This window comes from Kitasatospora sp. NPDC088861, from assembly GCF_044750105.1.
GTDB lineage: Bacteria > Actinomycetota > Actinomycetes > Streptomycetales > Streptomycetaceae > Kitasatospora.
Genome location: NZ_JBIVJF010000034.1, coordinates 47,019 through 64,143, shown reverse-complemented (window position 1 = coordinate 64,143; position 17,125 = coordinate 47,019). Strand labels below are relative to the sequence as shown.

17 protein-coding genes are annotated in these 17,125 nt (G+C 72.7%); 9 read left to right on the top strand and 8 right to left on the bottom strand.

Going from position 1 to position 17,125, the window contains the following annotated elements; all coding sequences use genetic code 11:
• Positions 1 to 32: 32 nt before the first annotated feature.
• The 3 genes from ACIP37_RS33735 to ACIP37_RS33725 all read right to left on the bottom strand — a co-directional run bounded on the left by ACIP37_RS33735 (position 33) and on the right by ACIP37_RS33725 (position 3,376).
• Entirely contained in the window at positions 33 to 665 is a 633-nt protein-coding gene (locus tag ACIP37_RS33735; protein WP_363587143.1) for a hypothetical protein, read from the bottom strand.
• A gap of 165 nt (positions 666 to 830) precedes the next feature.
• Positions 831 to 1,910 (bottom strand): helix-turn-helix transcriptional regulator, encoded by a 1,080-nt coding sequence (locus ACIP37_RS33730; RefSeq protein WP_363587144.1) that lies wholly within the window; start codon positions 1,908 to 1,910, stop codon positions 831 to 833.
• 140 nt (positions 1,911 to 2,050) lie between these two features.
• Complete coding sequence (locus ACIP37_RS33725) at positions 2,051 to 3,376, bottom strand: radical SAM protein (RefSeq protein ID WP_400808042.1); 1,326 nt, start codon at positions 3,374 to 3,376, stop codon at positions 2,051 to 2,053.
• 268 nt (positions 3,377 to 3,644) lie between these two features.
• Between ACIP37_RS33725 and ACIP37_RS33720 the strand changes: the two genes are divergently transcribed.
• Together ACIP37_RS33720 and ACIP37_RS33715 are read left to right on the top strand one after the other, a co-directional pair.
• Complete coding sequence (locus ACIP37_RS33720; RefSeq protein WP_400808151.1) at positions 3,645 to 4,898, top strand: family 2 encapsulin nanocompartment cargo protein terpene cyclase; 1,254 nt, start codon at positions 3,645 to 3,647, stop codon at positions 4,896 to 4,898.
• A gap of 55 nt (positions 4,899 to 4,953) precedes the next feature.
• Entirely contained in the window at positions 4,954 to 5,838 is an 885-nt protein-coding gene (locus tag ACIP37_RS33715; RefSeq protein ID WP_363587146.1) for a geranyl diphosphate 2-C-methyltransferase, read from the top strand.
• Between the two features lie 87 nt (positions 5,839 to 5,925).
• Here ACIP37_RS33715 and ACIP37_RS33710 read toward each other — a convergent pair whose 3' ends face one another.
• Positions 5,926 to 6,579: a dihydrofolate reductase family protein gene (locus ACIP37_RS33710; protein WP_363632503.1), complete on the bottom strand. Its 654-nt coding sequence runs from the start codon at positions 6,577 to 6,579 to the stop codon at positions 5,926 to 5,928.
• Positions 6,580 to 6,782: 203 nt separating this feature from the next.
• On the opposite strand from ACIP37_RS33710, the gene ACIP37_RS33705 reads away from it, so the two are divergent.
• The 5 genes from ACIP37_RS33705 to ACIP37_RS33685 all read left to right on the top strand — a co-directional run bounded on the left by ACIP37_RS33705 (position 6,783) and on the right by ACIP37_RS33685 (position 11,370).
• The gene (locus ACIP37_RS33705) at positions 6,783 to 7,862 is read left to right on the top strand and encodes a phosphatidylinositol-specific phospholipase C domain-containing protein (RefSeq protein WP_400845090.1); all 1,080 of its coding nucleotides are present in this window, start codon (positions 6,783 to 6,785) and stop codon (positions 7,860 to 7,862) included.
• 286 nt (positions 7,863 to 8,148) lie between these two features.
• The gene (locus ACIP37_RS33700) at positions 8,149 to 8,481 is read left to right on the top strand and encodes a ribonuclease domain-containing protein (protein WP_363587179.1); all 333 of its coding nucleotides are present in this window, start codon (positions 8,149 to 8,151) and stop codon (positions 8,479 to 8,481) included.
• A gap of 84 nt (positions 8,482 to 8,565) precedes the next feature.
• Positions 8,566 to 9,012: a 5-carboxymethyl-2-hydroxymuconate Delta-isomerase gene (locus ACIP37_RS33695; protein ID WP_400845087.1), complete on the top strand. Its 447-nt coding sequence runs from the start codon at positions 8,566 to 8,568 to the stop codon at positions 9,010 to 9,012.
• A gap of 92 nt (positions 9,013 to 9,104) precedes the next feature.
• Complete coding sequence (locus ACIP37_RS33690; RefSeq protein ID WP_400845084.1) at positions 9,105 to 10,463, top strand: MFS transporter; 1,359 nt, start codon at positions 9,105 to 9,107, stop codon at positions 10,461 to 10,463.
• A 58-nt stretch (positions 10,464 to 10,521) separates the two neighbouring features.
• Positions 10,522 to 11,370, top strand: coding sequence for an SAM-dependent methyltransferase (locus tag ACIP37_RS33685; RefSeq protein ID WP_363587151.1), 849 nt, complete (start codon positions 10,522 to 10,524; stop codon positions 11,368 to 11,370).
• 13 nt (positions 11,371 to 11,383) lie between these two features.
• Here ACIP37_RS33685 and ACIP37_RS33680 read toward each other — a convergent pair whose 3' ends face one another.
• Positions 11,384 to 11,665 (bottom strand): hypothetical protein, encoded by a 282-nt coding sequence (locus tag ACIP37_RS33680; protein WP_400845081.1) that lies wholly within the window; start codon positions 11,663 to 11,665, stop codon positions 11,384 to 11,386.
• A 357-nt stretch (positions 11,666 to 12,022) separates the two neighbouring features.
• Here ACIP37_RS33680 and ACIP37_RS33675 point away from each other — a divergent pair, with 357 nt between their 5' ends.
• Both ACIP37_RS33675 and ACIP37_RS33670 read left to right on the top strand, forming a co-directional pair.
• Positions 12,023 to 12,661 (top strand): DUF4360 domain-containing protein, encoded by a 639-nt coding sequence (locus tag ACIP37_RS33675; RefSeq protein ID WP_400845078.1) that lies wholly within the window; start codon positions 12,023 to 12,025, stop codon positions 12,659 to 12,661.
• A 207-nt stretch (positions 12,662 to 12,868) separates the two neighbouring features.
• Entirely contained in the window at positions 12,869 to 14,521 is a 1,653-nt protein-coding gene (locus ACIP37_RS33670) for a purple acid phosphatase family protein (protein WP_400845075.1), read from the top strand.
• A 10-nt stretch (positions 14,522 to 14,531) separates the two neighbouring features.
• Here the strand turns inward: ACIP37_RS33670 and ACIP37_RS33665 are convergent, their stop codons facing one another.
• The 3 genes from ACIP37_RS33665 to ACIP37_RS33655 form a co-directional block, all read right to left on the bottom strand.
• Entirely contained in the window at positions 14,532 to 15,989 is a 1,458-nt protein-coding gene (locus ACIP37_RS33665) for a cytochrome P450 (RefSeq protein ID WP_400845072.1), read from the bottom strand.
• Between the two features lie 115 nt (positions 15,990 to 16,104).
• A complete protein-coding gene (locus tag ACIP37_RS33660) occupies positions 16,105 to 16,722 on the bottom strand; it encodes an ATP/GTP-binding protein (RefSeq protein ID WP_363587156.1) in 618 nt (205 codons plus the stop codon).
• Positions 16,703 to 17,065 (bottom strand): DUF742 domain-containing protein, encoded by a 363-nt coding sequence (locus tag ACIP37_RS33655; protein ID WP_063345928.1) that lies wholly within the window; start codon positions 17,063 to 17,065, stop codon positions 16,703 to 16,705. Before ACIP37_RS33655 ends, ACIP37_RS33660 begins: the two co-directional genes overlap by 20 nt.
• Between the last annotated feature and the right edge of the window lie 60 nt (positions 17,066 to 17,125).

Sequence of the window (17,125 nt, the reverse complement as noted above, 5' to 3'; positions counted from 1 at the left end):
GGTGGGTCGGGCCGTTTCCGTGATCCTGGGCATCAGCAGACGAGTCGCGCCCGGGCGGCCGCGCGCAGGGTGCCGGCCGGCTCCGGGTAGGCACAGGAGACGGTCCCCTGCTCCGGGACGTCGAAGGTGGTGAAGGTGCCGGGGCCGTTCGGGCTGGTGTTGATCCAGTAGCCCGTGTTCCCGCTGCGGGCGCAGATGTAGCGGACCCACTCGCCGGTGACCTTCCGGGTGCCGCGGTAGAGGCCGTAGTAGCCGGGGCTGTTGAAGTTCACGGTGTCGGTGACGGTGGTGGTGCGGGTGGTCGCCTTGGTGCTGGCCACGGAGAATCCGACCTTGACGCTCACCTTGGCGAAGATCGCCTTGAATTCGGCGCTCACCTCGGTGCTGGTGTTGATCGTGGTGCTCACCGAGTCGACCTCGCTGAGGGTCTTGGTGTAACTGCCGGTGGTGCCGGGGGTGATGGCGACCGCGAGGAAGTCGGTGACGGTCGGTTCGACCCGGGCCGAGGCGATGTCCTCCCACAGGTAGTCGCGGGCGGGGTCGCAGGTGGCGGTCGGCGGTGTGGTGTCGGCGTGTGCGGGCGCGGCGCCGAGGCCGAGTCCGGTCACCGCGACCAGTGCGGCGACTCCTGAGGTGAAGGCGGTGCGCCTGGTGCGCGAGCTCATGAGGGTGCTCCTCCGCTGGACGATGAAGGCACTGCGATGCACGTCACGTCATGTGCATGACGTGAATCCCCCGTGGGGAAATCTTCACGTTCGCGGCGGGGCCCCGGCCATCCCAGATTCCTGGGGGCGTGCGGCGGGCGCGCGCCAGGGGCGCGGGGCCACGGGTCAGCAGCGCCCCCCGCCGAGCATGATCCGCGCGATCAGCTCCTGCCGGCTGCCCACCCCGGTCTTGGTGAACACCGACTTCAGGTGGTCCTGCACCGTGTACGGCGTCATCGCGAGCAGCCGGGCCACGTCCCGGGTGTCGCTGCCGCGCACCAGCAGCAGCGCCACCTCCTGTTCGCGGGCGGTCAGCCCGTACGCGGCCAGGTAGAGCGGCATCACCTCGGCCGGCGAGGCGGGCGTGGCCACCACCGTCACCTCGTCCGCCGCCGCGTCGCCGCGCAGCGCCGATCCGTGCAGCAGGTACCAGCGATCGTCCCGGGAGCGGACCCGTACCGGCGTCTGCGGCGCGGCCAGCCCGTGCGCCGCCCGGCGGGCGTGCTCGGCGGCCATCGCCACGGAGGTCGGGATGCTGAGCGAGGTGGGGGTGGGGTCGGCCAGCCGGTCGAGCAGGTCCTCGGCCGGGCCGGACATCGCCCGCAGCCGGTTGCGCCGGTCGAGCAGCAGGACCGCAGGCCCCGCGTCCTCCTGGTCCGGCGCGCCGGCCGGAACGTGGCACGCCCGCAGTGCGTTGCCCAGGTGGCGGGCGGCGGCGCCGGCGAGCTCGCGCTGGCGTCCCAGGTAGGGGCCGCGGTCCGGGGCCCGCATGAACGCCGCGCACCCCCACATCCCGCCCGTCGCGTCGAACACCGCCCGCAGTTCGTCCCCGAACCCGGCCGGTGCTATCTGCTCCCGGAACCGCACGCTCTCCTGCGGGCGCCCCTTGGTCGCCCGGCTCAGCGTCTCCGCCTGCGCCCCGCTGTGCCGGATCTTCGGGAAGGTCGCCAGGTCGTCCTCCCAGACCTCCAGCCTGACGGCGTGCTCGTACGCCGTCAGGCTGAGGTCCTCGCTCTGCACCGAGTTCACCAGCCCGGTCGCCGGATCCGCTGTGTGCCAGCACACCGCGTCGAACTCCAGGACCGGGCGCAGCAGTTCGTCCGCCCGCCGGAACACGTCCGGCGCCGTCAACCCCTCCCCGGCGAGCTCCCGCATCCCCTCGATCGCCGACCGCGCCGCCACCCCACGAGCCCCACGTAATCCCATGGCGGGAAGCTAACACGCTGTTCGTACCCCCACCCACGCGCCGATCGGCGGGGTCCGCCTCCTCCTCGCGGTGGGCCGACGGCCCCCGGCGTCATCCTGACGTCCCGTCATGCCGACCGGGGGCGGCGTGCGTCGGGGGCTCAGCCGGGCAGCGAGTCCATGAAGGAGCTGACCGAGAAGACGGCCTTGCCGGGGCCGGCCGGGCCGTAGCCGGGCGGGGAGGAGAGGCCGAACTCCTCCAGGGTGGCGCGGTAGGCCCGGAGCAGGCGGATGTGGTACTCCAGCGGGGCGCCCTGGGGGTTGGCCTTGCCGAGCGGAGTGGTGGGTTCGGGGCACCAGGTGGTGAAGCGGGGCACCACGCCGTGGGACATGAAGAAGCGCAGGCCCTCCCGGGTGGAGGCGATGGCCTCGTCGACGGTGGTGAAGCCGAAGGGCTGCGCCATCTCGACCCCGGCGACGAAGTTGGGGATCACGTTCTCCGGGCCGAACACCTCGGTGGAGTCGAGGATGCGCCGGTGCCACTCGTCGCGGCCGACGTAGCGCTCCTTGCCGGGGCAGTACAGCTCGAACAGGCGCTTGTCCCAGACCTCGAAGTTGGGGTGGTAGATCCGCACGCCGTAGTCGTGGAAGCGCTGGACGTCCTCGCGCGGCAGGGCCTGGGCGACGACCTTGCCGATCCAGCGCCCGGGGAAGCGCTCCTCGATGGCCTTGGCGTAGTGGCCGTAGAAGTCGGCCTCGTCCCGGCCGCCGACCTGCGAGGTGATGGCGCCGCCGGTGAGGGTGTACGCCTGGGAGGCGCGGGCGGTGTCGTGGCGGTCGATGAGCTCCAGCGCCTCCAGCACCTCCTCGACCGGCTTGACCCCGGTGTAGGGGCGGCCGGCGGCCTTGTGCTGGCGCCAGTTGTGGTTGATGTCGCAGTACTGGCACTCCTCCTTGGCGCCGAAGTACTGGCAGACCCGGAAGACCGTCAGGTAGATCAGGTAGCCCCACTGGATGGTCGGGGCGACCTCCATCACCGACTTCCCGTTGGCCAGGGTGTGTCGGTAGTAGTCAGGCATCGGAGGCAGGCCCACGTCGGCGATCCGCGCGCCGTCGAGGTACAGGCCGAGCGTGCCGTCCTCCCCGGCGCCGACCCGGTACGGCGAGTCCGGGTTGACCCGCACCGACACCACGGTGCGGCGCAGCCCGTACGGGCCGCCGGTGAGCACGACCTCCTCCGGCGGGCGGTTGAGCGCGGCCGCGCCGAGTTCGGGCAGGGTGCGGTGGTCGAAGGAGAAGATGAAGTACGACTTCGGCTTGACCTCGCCGCTCCCGTCGGCGCCGGTGCTGCCGCTGAGGGCGGACTCGTCGAAGGCCATGCCGCCGCGCAGCAGGTCCTCCTTGATCACGGCCTCCCGGGGCACGTCGGGGAAACGCTCCATGAGGTCCTCGACCAGTGCGGTGCGGCTGCGGCCCTGGGTCTCCATGTGCTGGTACGTCCTTCCTGGCCCCGTTCCGTCACGGGGTCGTGGCCATTCTTCTCCCCCTTACGCCGGCGGGCGCGGCGGACCGATGCATGAGGAGGTGGCGTTTCAAACGCCATACGGGCCCACGTTCACCTGATCGGGTGTAGAAGATCGTTCGGAGCGTTTCCGAACCGGTCCCCGCGCCTACGGTTGTGAACCGAGCGAGACGGGGGGCGCGTTCGAAGACCGCCCGCGCCGTCGGCCAGGTGACGAAGCGTCATGTCTCGCGATCCTTCATCAGAGTCAGAGGAGGCTCCATGCCCCTGTGCACCAGAGCGGGGACACCCTTCGAGCGCACTGCCGCCGCGGCGGTGGGGTCGTGAGCTCCTCGGCGATGGAGCGGATCCTGCGCGGGCCGAGCGGCCTGGGCACCGCGGGCCTGAACCTGGCGCAGAGTCCCCCCGCCCCGAGCGCGCCCGCACCCAACACCTCCGTGCCCGGCGTCCCCGTGTCCGACAGCCCCTCGCCGGGCGGTTCCAAGCCGGGTGGTTCCAAGCCGCAGCCCGGCGACGCCATCCCGGGCCTCTACCACCACCCGGTGGCCGAGCCCGACCCGGTGCGGGTGGAGGAGCTGAGCCTCAGGATCAAGGCCTGGGCGCTGGACGAGGTCGAGCTGTACCCGCCGGACTGGGAGAAGCAGTTCGACGGCTTCTCGACCGGCCGCTACATGGTGGCCTGCCACCCGGACGCGCCCAGCGTCGACCACCTGATGCTCGCCGCCCGCCTGATGGTCGCCGAGAACGCGGTCGACGACTACTACTGCGAGGAGCACGGCGGCTCGCCGGTCGGCCTCGGCGGGCGCCTGCTGCTGGCGCACACCGCGCTCGACCCGCTGCACACCACCCCGGAGTACCACCCGGAGTGGGAGGCCTCGCTGCACGAGGACGCGCCCCGCCGGGCGTACCGCTCCGCGATGGAGTACTTCACCCGGGCCTCCACGCCCTCCCAGGCGGACCGGTTCCGGCACGACATGGCCCGGCTGCACCTCGGGTACCTCGCCGAGGCGTCGTGGGCCGAGACCGAGCACGTCCCGCAGGTGTGGGAGTACCTGGCGATGCGCCAGTTCAACAACTTCCGCCCCTGCCCGACGATCACGGACACCGTCGGCGGCTACGAGCTGCCGGCCGAACTGCACGCGCTACCCGCCATGCAGCGCGTGATCGCTCTGGCCGGCAACGCGACCACCATCGTCAACGACCTGTACTCGTACACCAAGGAGCTGTCCATCCCCGGACTGCACCTGAACCTGCCCGTGGTGATCGCCGAACGCGAGGACTGCTCGCACCGGGACGGCTACCTCAAGGCGGTCGAGGTCCACAACGACCTGATGCACGCCTTCGAGGCCGAGGCGGCCGCGCTGGCCGCGGCCTGCCCCGTCCCGACCCTCGTACGGTTCCTGCGCGGTGTGTCCGCGTGGGTCGACGGCAACCACTTCTGGCACCAGACCAACTCCTTCCGCTACACCCTGCCCGACTTCTGGTAACCACCGTTTCCGGCAGCCGTCCCCCTTCCGTTGATCACCCGCTAGGAGCTGACGCATGTCCCTGACCGACGACATCACCACCCCCGCCGACAACGCCGCCATCCCCGGGCCGGCGACCCCCTACCAGGGCGACATCGCACGTTACTGGGACCACGAGGCACGGCCGGTCAACCTTCGCCTCGGCGACGTGGACGGCCTCTACCACCACCACTACGGCATCGGCGACGTCGACCAGGCCGCCATCGGCGACCCGGCCGACAGCGAGCGCGAGAAGAAGGTGATCACCGAGCTGCACCGCCTGGAGTCCGCGCAGGCCGAGCTGCTCCTCGACCACCTGGGCGCGGTTCCGGCCGACGCCACCCTGGTGGACGCCGGCTGCGGCCGCGGCGGCTCGATGGTGATGGCCCACCAGCGCTTCGGCTGCCGGGTCCAGGGCGTCACGCTCTCCGCCAAGCAGGCCGAGTTCGGCAACAACCGGGCCCACGAGCTGGGCATCGGCGACTTCGTCCGCTCGCAGGTCTGCAACATGCTCGACATGCCGTTCGAGACCGGCCAGGTGGCGGGCTCGTGGAACAACGAGTCCAGCATGTACGTCGACCTGCACGACCTGTTCGCCGAGCACTCCCGGATCCTCGCCGTCGGCGGCCGGTACGTGACCGTCACCGGCTGCTGGAACCCCGCCTACGGGCAGCCGTCCAAGTGGGTCTCGCAGATCAACGCGCACTTCGAGTGCAACATCCACTCCCGCCGGGAGTACCTGCGGGCCATGGCCGACAACCGGCTGGTGCCGCAGGCCGTCATCGACCTGACCCCCGCCACCCTGCCCTACTGGGAGCTGCGCGCCACCTCCTCGCTGGTCACCGGCATCGAGGAGGCGTTCATCAACTCCTACAAGGACGGCTCCTTCCAGTACGTCCTGATCGCGGCCGACCGGGTCTGACCGGGTCCGACAGGTCCGACGGTCCGAGTGTGACGGTGGCCTCCCCGCGGGTGCGGGGAGGCCACCGTCTTTTCGGCTACCGGCCGGTCACCGCCGGGTGAAGGTGAGGTGGGTGACGCCGCTCGGGCTGGTCACCGCCTCGGTGCGGAAGCGCTGTTCCAGGCCTTCGAGCCCGTCCCAGAGCCGCTCGCCGCGGCCGAGGACGATCGGCACCACCACCACGTGCAGGTGGTCGATCAGGTCCGCCTCCAGGAAGGCCCGGACGGTGCTCGGGCCGCCGCCGATCCGGACGTCCTTCCCGTCGGCCGCCGCCTTGGCTTGGCGCAGTGCCTCCTCGGGCGTGGCGTCGAGGAAGTGGAAGGTCGTCCCGCCCGCCATCTCCAGCGTGGGGCGCGGGTGGTGGGTGAGGACGAAGACCGGGGTGTGGAACACCGGGTCCGGCCCCCACCAGCCCTTCCACTCGTGGTCCTGCCACGGGCCGCGCTGCGGGCCGAACTTGTTGCGCCCCATGATCTCCGCACCGATGCCGTCGCTCCAGGTGCGGGCCATCGCGTCGTCGACGCCGGTGTCGCCGCCGGTGTCGCCCTCCCGGCCGTGCATCCGCCGGAAGGTCCGGGTCTGGAAGAACCAGCCGTGCAGCCGGTCGCCGGCGTGGCCGAACGGCGAGTCGAGGCTCTGCCCCTCGCCCGTTCCGTAGCCGTCGAGCGAGATCGAGAAGTTGTGGACGCGGACCAGGGACACGGGAGTTCCTCCGGTGCTCGGTGCTCAGGCGCGGACCGGGCCGCGCCTGCTGGACGGCCCACGCTAACCCGGGCGGGAGCGGTACAGCCGTCACGCTATTGTCGTGTCTTCTTCACCCGGAGCTCGCCCTGGTGGGCGATGCTTCGTCCGACCGTCCGGGAGGGGCGGCCGGAGGCACATCCGCACTTGGGGGGACAGTACCTGTGACCGTACGCCGCACCGCCGCCGCCATCCTGGCGGCCGGCCTGCTCGCCGCCGCCGCGGCCCTGATTCCGACGACCGCCGACGCGGCGCAGGACGCGGCCGCGAGCGGCCCGGCGGACCTGCCGTTCGGCTCGGCCACCACCGTCGGCCTGCACAACACCTACGACCCGGCCGCCTACCCGTACCTCGCCCAGGGGCTCGACACCGGCACCGGGATGATCGAGCTGGACATCTGGACGGACATCGTCACCAAGGAGTGGAAGGTCAGCCACTCCAACCCGCTCGGCAACTCCAACAACTGCACCGCCGCCAGCACCCCGGCGCAGCTCTACAGTGGCGGCGCCAACAAGAACCTGGAGAACTGCCTCGACGACGTCCGGGTCTGGCTCGGCGCCCACCCGGGCGCCGGCCCGCTGGTGGTCAAGCTGGAGCTCAAGGCGGGCTTCTCGGCCAACCTCGGCATGGGGCCGACGGAACTGGACGCGCTGATCGCCGCCCACCTGGGCCCGGCCGTGCTGCGCCCGGCCGACCTGCTCGCCAAGCCGGGCGGCGGCTCGTACGCCAGTGTCGACGAGGCGGTGCGGGCCGGCAACTGGCCGAGCCGCGCGGCGCTGGCCGGAAAGGTCCTGCTGTACGCGATCCCGGGGACGGTCGAGGAGAGCAACCCCTTCGACACCCTGCACACCGACGTCGAGTACGGCCGCCACCTGCGCGACCTCGCCGCCGCCGGCCGGATCGGCGACGCCCAGCTGTTCCCCGCCGTGCACGGCGCCAAGACCGGCGACCCGCGCGCCGCGTACACGGGCGCGGACGCCGGGATCCGGCCCTGGTTCGTGGTCTTCGACGGCGACGCCGCCAGCTACCTCAACGGCGTCGACACCGCGTGGTACGACCGCTCGCACTACCTGCTGGTCATGACGGACGCGCACAACGTGGCGCCCGCCATCAGCGCCACCGACCCGACGCCGGACCAGGCCCGCGCCCGCACCGAGCAGCTGGCCCGGGCGCACGCCAGCATCGTCTCCAGCGACTGGCGCAAGCTGCCGGCCGTCCAGTCCCTGGCCCTGCCCCGGGGCTGACGCCGAGACGCCGGACGCGCCACCGGGGCGGTGAACGCCCCGGTGGCGCAGGCGTGTCCGGCCTCGGCTCGGCTCGGCTCGGCTCGGCTCGGCTCGGCTTCGCGCAGGGCGGGCCCGGAGCGGCTGCTGTCCAGGCCAAGTCCGCTGTGGGTACGTCGAGTTGACCCGAGATGAAGAGTTGGATCAGGGCTTTCGGCGGGCCGGGGCGGTCGCCATGCTGGTTGTCATGACCCGAACTCTACGCGCGTGGAAGTCCCGCGCCGCCGCCGTCACCGCCGTTGCCCTGATGACCCTCGCGCCCGTCGCGGTCGCCACCGAGGCACACGCCGCGGTGAGCGGCTCGGTGTGCCTGTCCGCCCTGCCGTCGCAGGCGCGCACCACGCTCAACCTGATCGCCTCCGGCGGGCCGTTCCCGTACAGCCAGGACGGCGTGGTGTTCCAGAACAAGGAGCGCGTGCTGCCGAGCCAGTCCTCCGGCTACTACCACGAGTACACCGTGGTGACGCCCGGCTCGCCGACCCGCGGCACCCGCCGGATCGTCACCGGCCAGCGCACCCGCGAGGACTACTACACCGGCGACCACTACGTGACCTTCCGCCTGATCAACTTCGGCTGCTGACCCGCTGTTCACGTTCTCGGGCTCCCGGGTCACCGCCGCAACCGGGGGCCCGGGAGTGCCGCGCCACCGCCGCGCCGCACCCCGGTGAGCGCCCTGCCCGAGGGCCGCGCGGCCGCGCGCGGTAGCGTCGCCGAACTGTCCGAGGAGCCCTGCGCGGGCTCCGTCTCCTGGGAGGTTTCCGTGCCGCAGATCCTGGTCGACCACTCCGCCGGCCTCGCCCTCGACCAGGCGGGCTTCGCCGAGGAGGTCCACCGGCTGATCGCCGAGGTGATCGACACCACCGTGGCGGACTGCAAGACGCTGTTCCGCCCGGCCGGGCGCCACCTGGTCGGCGACGGGGCGGCCGGGCGCGCGGTGGTGCTGGTGGAGGTCAAGATCCTGGCCGGCCGCAGCACCGCGCAGCGTGCCGAGCTGACGGCCCGGGTGCTCGCCGCGCTGGAGGCCCGCCTCGACGTGCCCGCCGCGATCGGCGTGGAGGTCACCGAACTGGACCGCGAGACCTACCGCTTCGTCCGCCACCCCGGCCGGTAACACCACCCCGGCCGGTAGCGCCGGGCCGCCGGGGGCGGCGGACCTCGCCGCGTCCGATACCGCGCCACCTCGATCGGTGCCATGCTGAGGCCATGACAGATCGGACCGGAACCACCCCGCCGCGCGAGGAGCCGCAAGCCGGCCGGCGGCGACGGGAGTTGGCCGCCGCCACGGTGGGCTCGGTGGTCGAGTCCTTCGACTGGAACATCTACGCCGTCCTCGCCCCGTACTTCGCGGCGGACCTCTTCGGGCACGGCAAGGGCGGGGTCAGTGGCCTGCTCGGGGCGTACGCGACCTTCGCGGTCGGGTTCGTCGCCCGGCCGGTCGGCTCGTACCTGATCGGGCGGCTCAGCGACACCCGGGGGCGGCGCTTCGCCCTGACCCTCGGCATGTCCGTGATCGCCGCCGCCAGCCTCGGCATCGCCGTGCTGCCGGACCAGCGGACGATCGGCGCCTGGGCGGCGGTCCTGGCCGTCGCCGCGCGGGTGGTGCAGGGGCTGGCCTTCGGCGGGGAGGCGCCCAGCGTCGCCGCGTACGTGACCGAGACGGCCCCGCCCCGGCACCGCTTCGCGTTCAGCTCGGTCTCCTACGGCGGGATCATCGTCGGCTCGCTGCTCTCCTACGGGGTGCTCGCGCTGCTGCTGCACACCCTCGGCAAGTCCGGTGTGACCGACGGCGGTTGGCGCTGGGCCTTCGTGGTTGCGGCGCTGCTCGGGCTGGCCGCCGTCTGGGTGCGCCGGGCGGCCCCGGAGAGCGCGGAGTTCCGCCGAGCCCGGGCGGAGTCGACGGGCGCCCGCCCGCCGTTCCTGCGGGTGCTGCGCGAGCACCGCTGGGCCGTGCTCACCGTCTTCCTCAACACCCTGGGCGGGACGGTCGGTTACTACTTCGCCCTGGTCTACCTGCCGCAGTACGCCGCCGCCTACGGGGTGGTCGACCGGGAGGAGGCGACCTCCTTCATGACCGTGGTGCTCGCGGTGGTGCTGGCCACCATGCTGCTCAGCGGCGCCGCCGCCGACCGTTTCGGCCTGCTGCCGGTGGCCCGGACCGGGTTCGCGCTGCCGGTGCTGCTGGTCCCGGTGCTGCTGATCGGGCTGCGGCAGGGCTGGCTGCCGTTCCAGGTCGTCGCCGTGCTGCTGGGGATGCTGGTGGCGACGGTGCTCGGGACGCTCAACGTCTTCACCGGCCTGCTGTTCCCGACGGAGGTCCGCGCCCTCGGCCTGGGCGTGGTCAACGCGGCCACCATCGCCGTGTTCGGCGGCTCCTTCCCGCTGCTCGCCGAGTGGCTGCACGACCACCACCGCCTCGGCCTGATCCCCGGCTACGTCACCCTCTGCACGCTGGGCCCGGCGCTCGGCCTCGTCACCGCCCTGCGGGTGCCGTCCTTCGCCGCCGCCGTGGGGGCTCCGGCCATCAAGGCGCGCGGCGGGCGGGTGTCGTCCCGAAGTGGCTGACGTTCGATCATGTCCTGTGGTTGAGTGGGACGGGAACGAACGTGCGGAAGGGTAAGACATGGAGAACAGCGGTCCGGACGGCTGGCTGACCGGGGTCCGGTTCGAGGAGGCGCCGCAGGTGGACCTGCGCACCGACCGCGCGCACCCGGCCCGGGTCTACGACTACCTGCTCGGCGGCAAGACCAACTTCCCGGTGGACCGCGAGGTCGGCGACCGCATCCTCGGGGAGTGGCCCGGCTCGCGCACCGCCACCGTCGCGGCCCGCGCGGTGATGCACCGGATGGTCCGCCGGCTGGTCGAGGTGCACGGCGTCCGCCAGTTCCTGGACGTCGGCACCGGCATCCCCACCACGCCCAACCTGCACGAGGTCGTTCAGGCCGTCGACCCGTCCTGCCGGGTGGTGTACGTCGACAACGACCCGATCGTGCTCGCCCACTCGCGCGCGCTGCTCACCAGCACCCCCGAGGGCCGCACCGCCTACGTCGAGGGCGACCTGCGCGAGCCGGGGAGGTTCCTGGCCGATCCCGCGGTGGCCGCCACCCTGGACCTCGACCGGCCGATCGCGCTGACGCTGATCAACATCGTGCACTTCCTCTCCGACGAGGCCGCGCACCCGCCGGTCCGCAAGCTGGTCGACGCCCTGCCCTCCGGCAGCTTCCTCGCGCTGACCGCCGGCACCGCCGACTCGATTCCCGACCTGGTCGCGATCGGCTCCCGCCGCTACTCGGAGGCCGGCATCGAGAACCACCTGCGCCCCCGCGCGGGCGTCGAGCGCTTCTTCACCGGGCTGGAACTGGACGACCCGGGCGTGGTGCTGATCAACCGCTGGCACCCGGAGCTGGGCGAGGGCCCGGTGCTCGGCGACCACGAGGTGGCGGCCTACGCGGGGCTGGGCCGCAGGCCGTAACGGTTTCTCCGCTCTACGGCGCCAGGGCGAGTTTTGCCGCGCCCGCGTCCCGGCTGAGCACCACCGAGCGGATGTGCTCCAGGGCGCGGGCGTAGTCGGCGCGGCCGGGGTCGCGGCGGACGGCCTCGCGCAGGCCGAGCACCCGGTAGGGCGGCCCGAGGTCGGTGATCTGCGGGACGAACTCGGCCCGGCCCACCGTCCGGCGCAGCCCCGGCCCGGCGGGCGGGGGGACGGTGAAGCGGGCGAGGGAGCTCCGGTTGCCGCGCGGATCCTCGGCGCCGTCGTAGGTGAACATGTGCCCGGCGAGCTGGTCGCCGAGGCCGTAGACCGTCCAGGTGTCGCCGATCTTCTCGTAGGCCTGCGGGATGTGGGCGCGGGTGCCGAGGATCAGGTCGATGTCGGGCTGTCCGGGAGCCGGTTCGACGGCCGGCTCGCGGGCGAGGGTGAGCTGCTGCTCGTCGCCCGCAGGTCACCCGGGAGGCGCGTCACCCCCTGTACGCGGACACCCCGGGTGTGGTGACATAGTCATGTCAATTTCGGGGCCGCGCTCGAAGTGCCAAGGCGCTCGGACCGCCAACGCGCTCGGAACGTCACCGCGCTAGGAGCGCCAACGCGCCGGCCCCGGCTCCGTGGACGATCGAAGGGGAAGCCCATGCTGCTCCGTGTACTGGCCACGACCGGAATCGCCGCAACCCTGTTCGCCTCGCCGACCCTCGGTTCCGGCGCGCTCCCGACGCCGCCGGATCGGATCGTCATCGACGTCGCGACCGTCAACGGCTCCGGCTGCCCGTCGGGGACGGCCGCCGTGGCCGTCTCCCCGGACAACACCGCCTTCACCGTGACCTACAGCAGCTACCTCGCCCAGGTGGGGGTCGGCTCGAAGCCGACCGACTTCCGGAAGAACTGTCAGCTCAACCTGCGGGTGCACGTCCCCCAAGGCTTCACCTACGCGATCGCCTCCGCCGACTACCGCGGCTTCGCCCACCTGGAGAAGGGCGCGACCGGCACCCAGCAGGCCGGCTACTACTTCCAGGGCGACCCCGCGACCGTCCAGCTGAGCCACCACTTCAGCGGCCCCAAGGACGACAACTGGCAGGCGACCGACACCGTCGACGTCGCCGCCCTGGTCTTCGCCCCCTGCGGCGAGGAGCGCAACTTCAACATCAACACCGAACTGCGGGTCGGCGCCGGCAGCTCGGACCCGAACAGCACCACCAGCTTCATGACCATGGACTCGACGGACGGCAGCATCAACACCGTCTACCACCTCGCCTGGAAGCAGTGCCCCTGATCTCCGGCGCTTGACCCCCGGGCCCTGTGCCCGACTCCCTGTGCCCGACTCCCTGCGCCCGGCCCCGGCGGAGCCCCCGACCCCTGCCGGGGCCGACGCATGCCCTCCGTCGTGCCGGTGGTGACCGTCCGTCATATCGATCGTTTCCGCATGCACATGTCTGTACAGTGCTCCGGGTCGACACCCCCACTCGGCAGGCGGAGCTCCATGACGATCGCACGCAGGTCCATCCTCAAGGGCACATCCGCGGCCGGCGCCGCGCTGGTCGCGGGCGGTGCGGCCGCCCAGCCGGCCGCGGCGGCGGACCCGGAGGCAAGCCCGGACGCGGGCCGGGAGGCGGGGCCCGCCGCGAGCCCGCTGCTGCAGTCCACCCCGCACCGGACCGGGGCGCCCAGCGTGAGCGGGCTGCACCTGCAGTTCGGCACGGACCCGTCCGCCGACATGACGGTCTCCTGGATCACCCCGCAGTCCGTGCGCCGCCCGCAGGTCCGGCTCGGCTCGCCGGACGGCGGCCTCGGCCGTGTCGTCGAGGCGCAGACCCGCACCTACCGGGACGCCCTCGGCAAGGAGGAGGTGTACGTCCACCACGCCCGCCTCACCGGCCTGCGCCCCGCCACCACCTACCTCTACACCGCCGGCCACGACGGCGCGAGCCCCGAGCCGGGCTCCTTCACCACCGCCCCGCGCGGCCGGGCGCCCTTCACCTTCACCAGCTTCGGGGACCAGGCCACCCCCAACCTCCGCCGCCAGGTGGTCTTCCCCGACGGCATGCCGTCACCGCTCGGCAAGTACCCGGTGTTCACCAGCAGCCAGGTCGGCACCCCGCACTCCGCCGACATCGTCGCCGCCGTCGAACGCGTCGGCCCGCTGTTCAACCTGGTCAACGGCGACCTCTGCTACGCCTCCTACAGCGGCCGGCACGGCCAGAGCCGCACGCTGACCTGGGCCGACTGGTTCATCAACAACAGCCGCTCGGCCCGGCTGCGCCCCTGGATGCCCTGCGCCGGCAACGGCGAGAACGAGGCCGGCAACGGCCCGATCGGCGCCCTCGGCTACCAGACCTACTTCGAACTGCCCGACTCCGCGGCCGCCGACGACGCGGAGACCCGGGGCATGTGGTACGCCTTCACGGTCGGCTCGGTGCGCTTCATCAGCCTGGCCAACGACGACGTGGCCATCCAGGACAGCGGCGACCACTATCTGCGCGGCTACTCCGGCGGGGCCCAGCAGCGCTGGCTGGAGCGCGAGTTGCGGTCGGCGCGGAGCAGCCGGGCGATCGACTGGATCGTGGTCTGCATGCACCACCCGATGATCTCCAGCTCGCAGCACGGCGCCGGCAGCGACCTCGGCATCCGCGAGGCCTGGGGCCCGCTGTTCGACGCCTACGGGGTCGACCTGGTGGTCAGCGGCCACGAGCACTACTACGAGCGCTCCCACCCCGTCCGCGGGACCCTCCCCAACGACACCCGCACCCCGGTGCCGTCCGACACCGACCTCCACACGGTCGACACCGGCCGCGGCACCGTCCACATGGTCATCGGCGCCGGTGGCAACGCCGCCACCACCCAGGACGACCTGTTCGGGGAGCCCAAGGGCCGGGTGGTCGTCGCCCTGGAGGACGCGCCGCGCCCGCCGGCCCCGTACCGGCAGTCCGTGTGGCTGACCGAGGACGCCCCGTGGGCCGCCGTCCAGGACCGGCAGCACACCCACGGCTTCGCGGCCTTCGACGTCGACCCCGGCGACCGGCGCGGCGGTCTGACCAGGATGCGGGTGACGTACTACACCTTCGACGGCCCGCACGGGGACCTCACCCCGGTCGACACCTTCACCCTGCAGCGGCCCCGCAGCGACCGTCGTTAGGGACGGGCCGTCAGCGCCGGAACAGGCCGGTCAACGCCCGCCACCAGCCGCGGCGCTGCGCCGGGATCCGTACGGCGGCCGGTGCCTCCGCCTCCTCCACCGCCGGCGACTCCGCCGGCGCGGGTTCGGGTGCGGCGACGGCCGCCGGCTCCGGGGCGTCGACCGGCTTGGAGTCGGGGTGCGGCTCGATCTCGCGTGGGGTGAACTCCACCGGCAGCTCCACCAGGTGCCGGGAGATCCAGGCGGAGGTCCAGGTCAGCTCCTCCTCCGGCACGGCGAGCCGAAGGTCCGGCAGGAGGGTCAGCAGGATGTCGATCCCGGCCTCGGCGACGGAGCGCCCGATGTCCTGGCCGGGGCACTCGTGCGGGCCGGCGCCGAAGGAGAGGTGGGAGCGGTTGCCGTACAGCGGGGTGGCCAGGTCGGGCCGGACGACCGGGTCGACGTTGCCGGCCGCGAGTCCGAGCAGCAGCAGGTCACCGGCCCTGATCTGCTGCCCACCCAGCTCGGTGTCGACGGTCGCCCAGCGGCCGGCCACCAGCGACATCGGCGGGGAGTCCCACAGCACCTGGTCCAGCGCCTCGCCCAGGGTCATCTGACCGCCGGACAGGTGGGCGCGGAACCGGGGGTCGGTGAGCACCATCTTCAGGGTGTCCGCGATCAGGTTGACGGTGGTCTCGTTCGCGGCGAGCAGCACCACCCGCAGGTGCTCCATCACCTCGTCGTCGGTCAGCCCGGCCGGGTGCTCCATCAGCCAGGTGACCAGGTCGCCGCCCGGGTCCTCGCGCTTGGCGGCCATCGTCCGGCGCAGGCTCGCCACCACGTACTCGTTGCTGGCGATGGCCGTCTCGGTGCCCTTCATGAGGTCCCGGGCGGCGTTCACCAGCTGTGGTCCGTACTCGTCGGGCATGCCGAGCAGCTGGGTCATGACGAGCATCGGCAGGTGCTCGGCGAACTGGGTGACCAGCTCGGCCCGGCCGGTCTGCCCGACCACCTGGACCAGCTCGGTGGTGAACCGCCGGACGTGGCGGCGCACGCCGCGCCGGTCGAAGCGGTTCAGGCCGTCCAGCACGGCGCCGCGCAGCCGCCGGTGCTCCTCGCCGTCCGCGAACACGCACAGCGGCTGCCAGGCGATCACCGGCATCAGCGGCGAGTCCATCGGGACGTCGCCGTCGCGGAACGCCGACCAGAGGCGGGAGTCTCGGGAGAACAGGGACGGCGAGCGCATCGCGGTGATGTTCGCGCCGTGGCCGAGGATCAGCCAGGCCGGGAGGTCCCCGTGCAGCAGGACCGGGGCCACCTCGCCGTGTTCGGCGCGCAGCTTCTCGTACAGGCCCGCCGGGTCGGCCTCGGCCTCCGGCCCGTACAGGCGCCGGACGCCGCCGGGGCCGAACGGTTCGAGAACGCGCCCGTGGGCCGGGCAGCCGGGCGGCGGGGTGGGGGCGGCGTCATCGGGGAACGGGGTGCTCACGGGCTCTCCGGGGTCGGGTGGGGTCGGCGGGGCGGACGGGGGCGGACGGGGGCGGACGGGGGCGGACGGGGGGGTCGGCTGGCGGGGCGCGCGGGCGGCCCCGGGCGGGCGGTCGTCAGCGGGTGGGCGGGACCGCGAGCTCGTACAGGTACCGCATCAGGGTCATCAGGGTGTCCCGGCTGGACTCGCGGCTGCGCGCGTCGCAGGCCACGATCGGCACCTCGGGCGGCAGGTCGAGGGCGGCCCGCAGCTCGTCGACCGGGTGCGCCGGCGCCTCCGGGAAGCCGTTGACGGCCACCACGAAGGGCACGCCGCGGTCCTCCAGCCTCCCGATCACCTCGAAGCTGACCTCCAGCCGACGGGTGTCCACCAGCACCACCGCGCCCAGGGCGCCCTCGAACAGGCCGTTCCAGAGGAACCAGAACCGCTCCTGCCCGGGGGTGCCGAACACGTACAGCACGAGCTGGTCGCTGATGCTGATCCGGCCGAAGTCCATCGCCACCGTGGTGGAGGTCTTGCGTTCGACCCCGGTGGGGTCGTCCACGCCGACCCCGGCCTGGGTCATGGTCTCCTCGGTGGTCAGCGGGCGGATCTCGCTGACCGAGCCGACCAGCGTCGTCTTGCCGACGCCGAATCCGCCCACGATCACCACCTTGACCGCCATCGCGACGGAGTCCGGCAGCAGGTCCGAGGCGGCCGGCCCGACCACCGTGTCAGAGCCTTTGAAGTCCATGGATCACCGCCTCCAACAGGGCACGGTCGGGAAGTTCCGCCTTGGGGACGGCGGCGCGGGCCTCGATCCGCCCGTCGTCGAGCAGGTCCGCCAGCAGCACGGTGACGACGCTGGTGGGCAGTTCGAGGTAGGCGGAGACCTCCGCCACCGAGAGCGGCGAGCGGCACAGCCGCAGGATGGCCGCGTGCTCGGGCTGCATGGTGGGCGTCGGCTCCGCGCGGGAGACGATCAGGGTGACCAGGTCGAAGACGCCCGGTCCGGCCGGGCCGCTTCGGCCTCGGGTGATCACGTACAGGCGGGCGGGGTCGGGACCGTCCCACCCGTCCTGGTCGGCCGTCGTCATGTGCCCGCCTCGCTGTGCTCGTTCATGTGCCCGCTCCGCGATGCCGGGTCAGGCGGTCGC

Excerpts from the sequence above, each read along its gene's own strand:
- ACIP37_RS33735 (WP_363587143.1), bottom strand. The coding sequence starts at position 665 with ATGAGCTCGCGCACCAGGCGCACCGCCTTCACCTCAGGAGTCGCCGCA.
- ACIP37_RS33730 (WP_363587144.1), bottom strand. The coding sequence starts at position 1,910 with ATGGGATTACGTGGGGCTCGTGGGGTGGCGGCGCGGTCGGCGATCGAG.
- ACIP37_RS33725 (WP_400808042.1), bottom strand. The coding sequence starts at position 3,376 with ATGGAGACCCAGGGCCGCAGCCGCACCGCACTGGTCGAGGACCTCATG.
- ACIP37_RS33715 (WP_363587146.1), top strand. The coding sequence starts at position 4,954 with ATGTCCCTGACCGACGACATCACCACCCCCGCCGACAACGCCGCCATC.
- ACIP37_RS33700 (WP_363587179.1), top strand. The coding sequence starts at position 8,149 with ATGACCCTCGCGCCCGTCGCGGTCGCCACCGAGGCACACGCCGCGGTG.
- ACIP37_RS33690 (WP_400845084.1), top strand. The coding sequence starts at position 9,105 with ATGACAGATCGGACCGGAACCACCCCGCCGCGCGAGGAGCCGCAAGCC.
- ACIP37_RS33685 (WP_363587151.1), top strand. The coding sequence starts at position 10,522 with ATGGAGAACAGCGGTCCGGACGGCTGGCTGACCGGGGTCCGGTTCGAG.
- ACIP37_RS33680 (WP_400845081.1), bottom strand. The coding sequence starts at position 11,665 with ATGTTCACCTACGACGGCGCCGAGGATCCGCGCGGCAACCGGAGCTCC.
- ACIP37_RS33675 (WP_400845078.1), top strand. The coding sequence starts at position 12,023 with ATGCTGCTCCGTGTACTGGCCACGACCGGAATCGCCGCAACCCTGTTC.
- ACIP37_RS33670 (WP_400845075.1), top strand. The coding sequence starts at position 12,869 with ATGACGATCGCACGCAGGTCCATCCTCAAGGGCACATCCGCGGCCGGC.
- ACIP37_RS33660 (WP_363587156.1), bottom strand. The coding sequence starts at position 16,722 with ATGGACTTCAAAGGCTCTGACACGGTGGTCGGGCCGGCCGCCTCGGAC.
- ACIP37_RS33655 (WP_063345928.1), bottom strand. The coding sequence starts at position 17,065 with ATGACGACGGCCGACCAGGACGGGTGGGACGGTCCCGACCCCGCCCGC.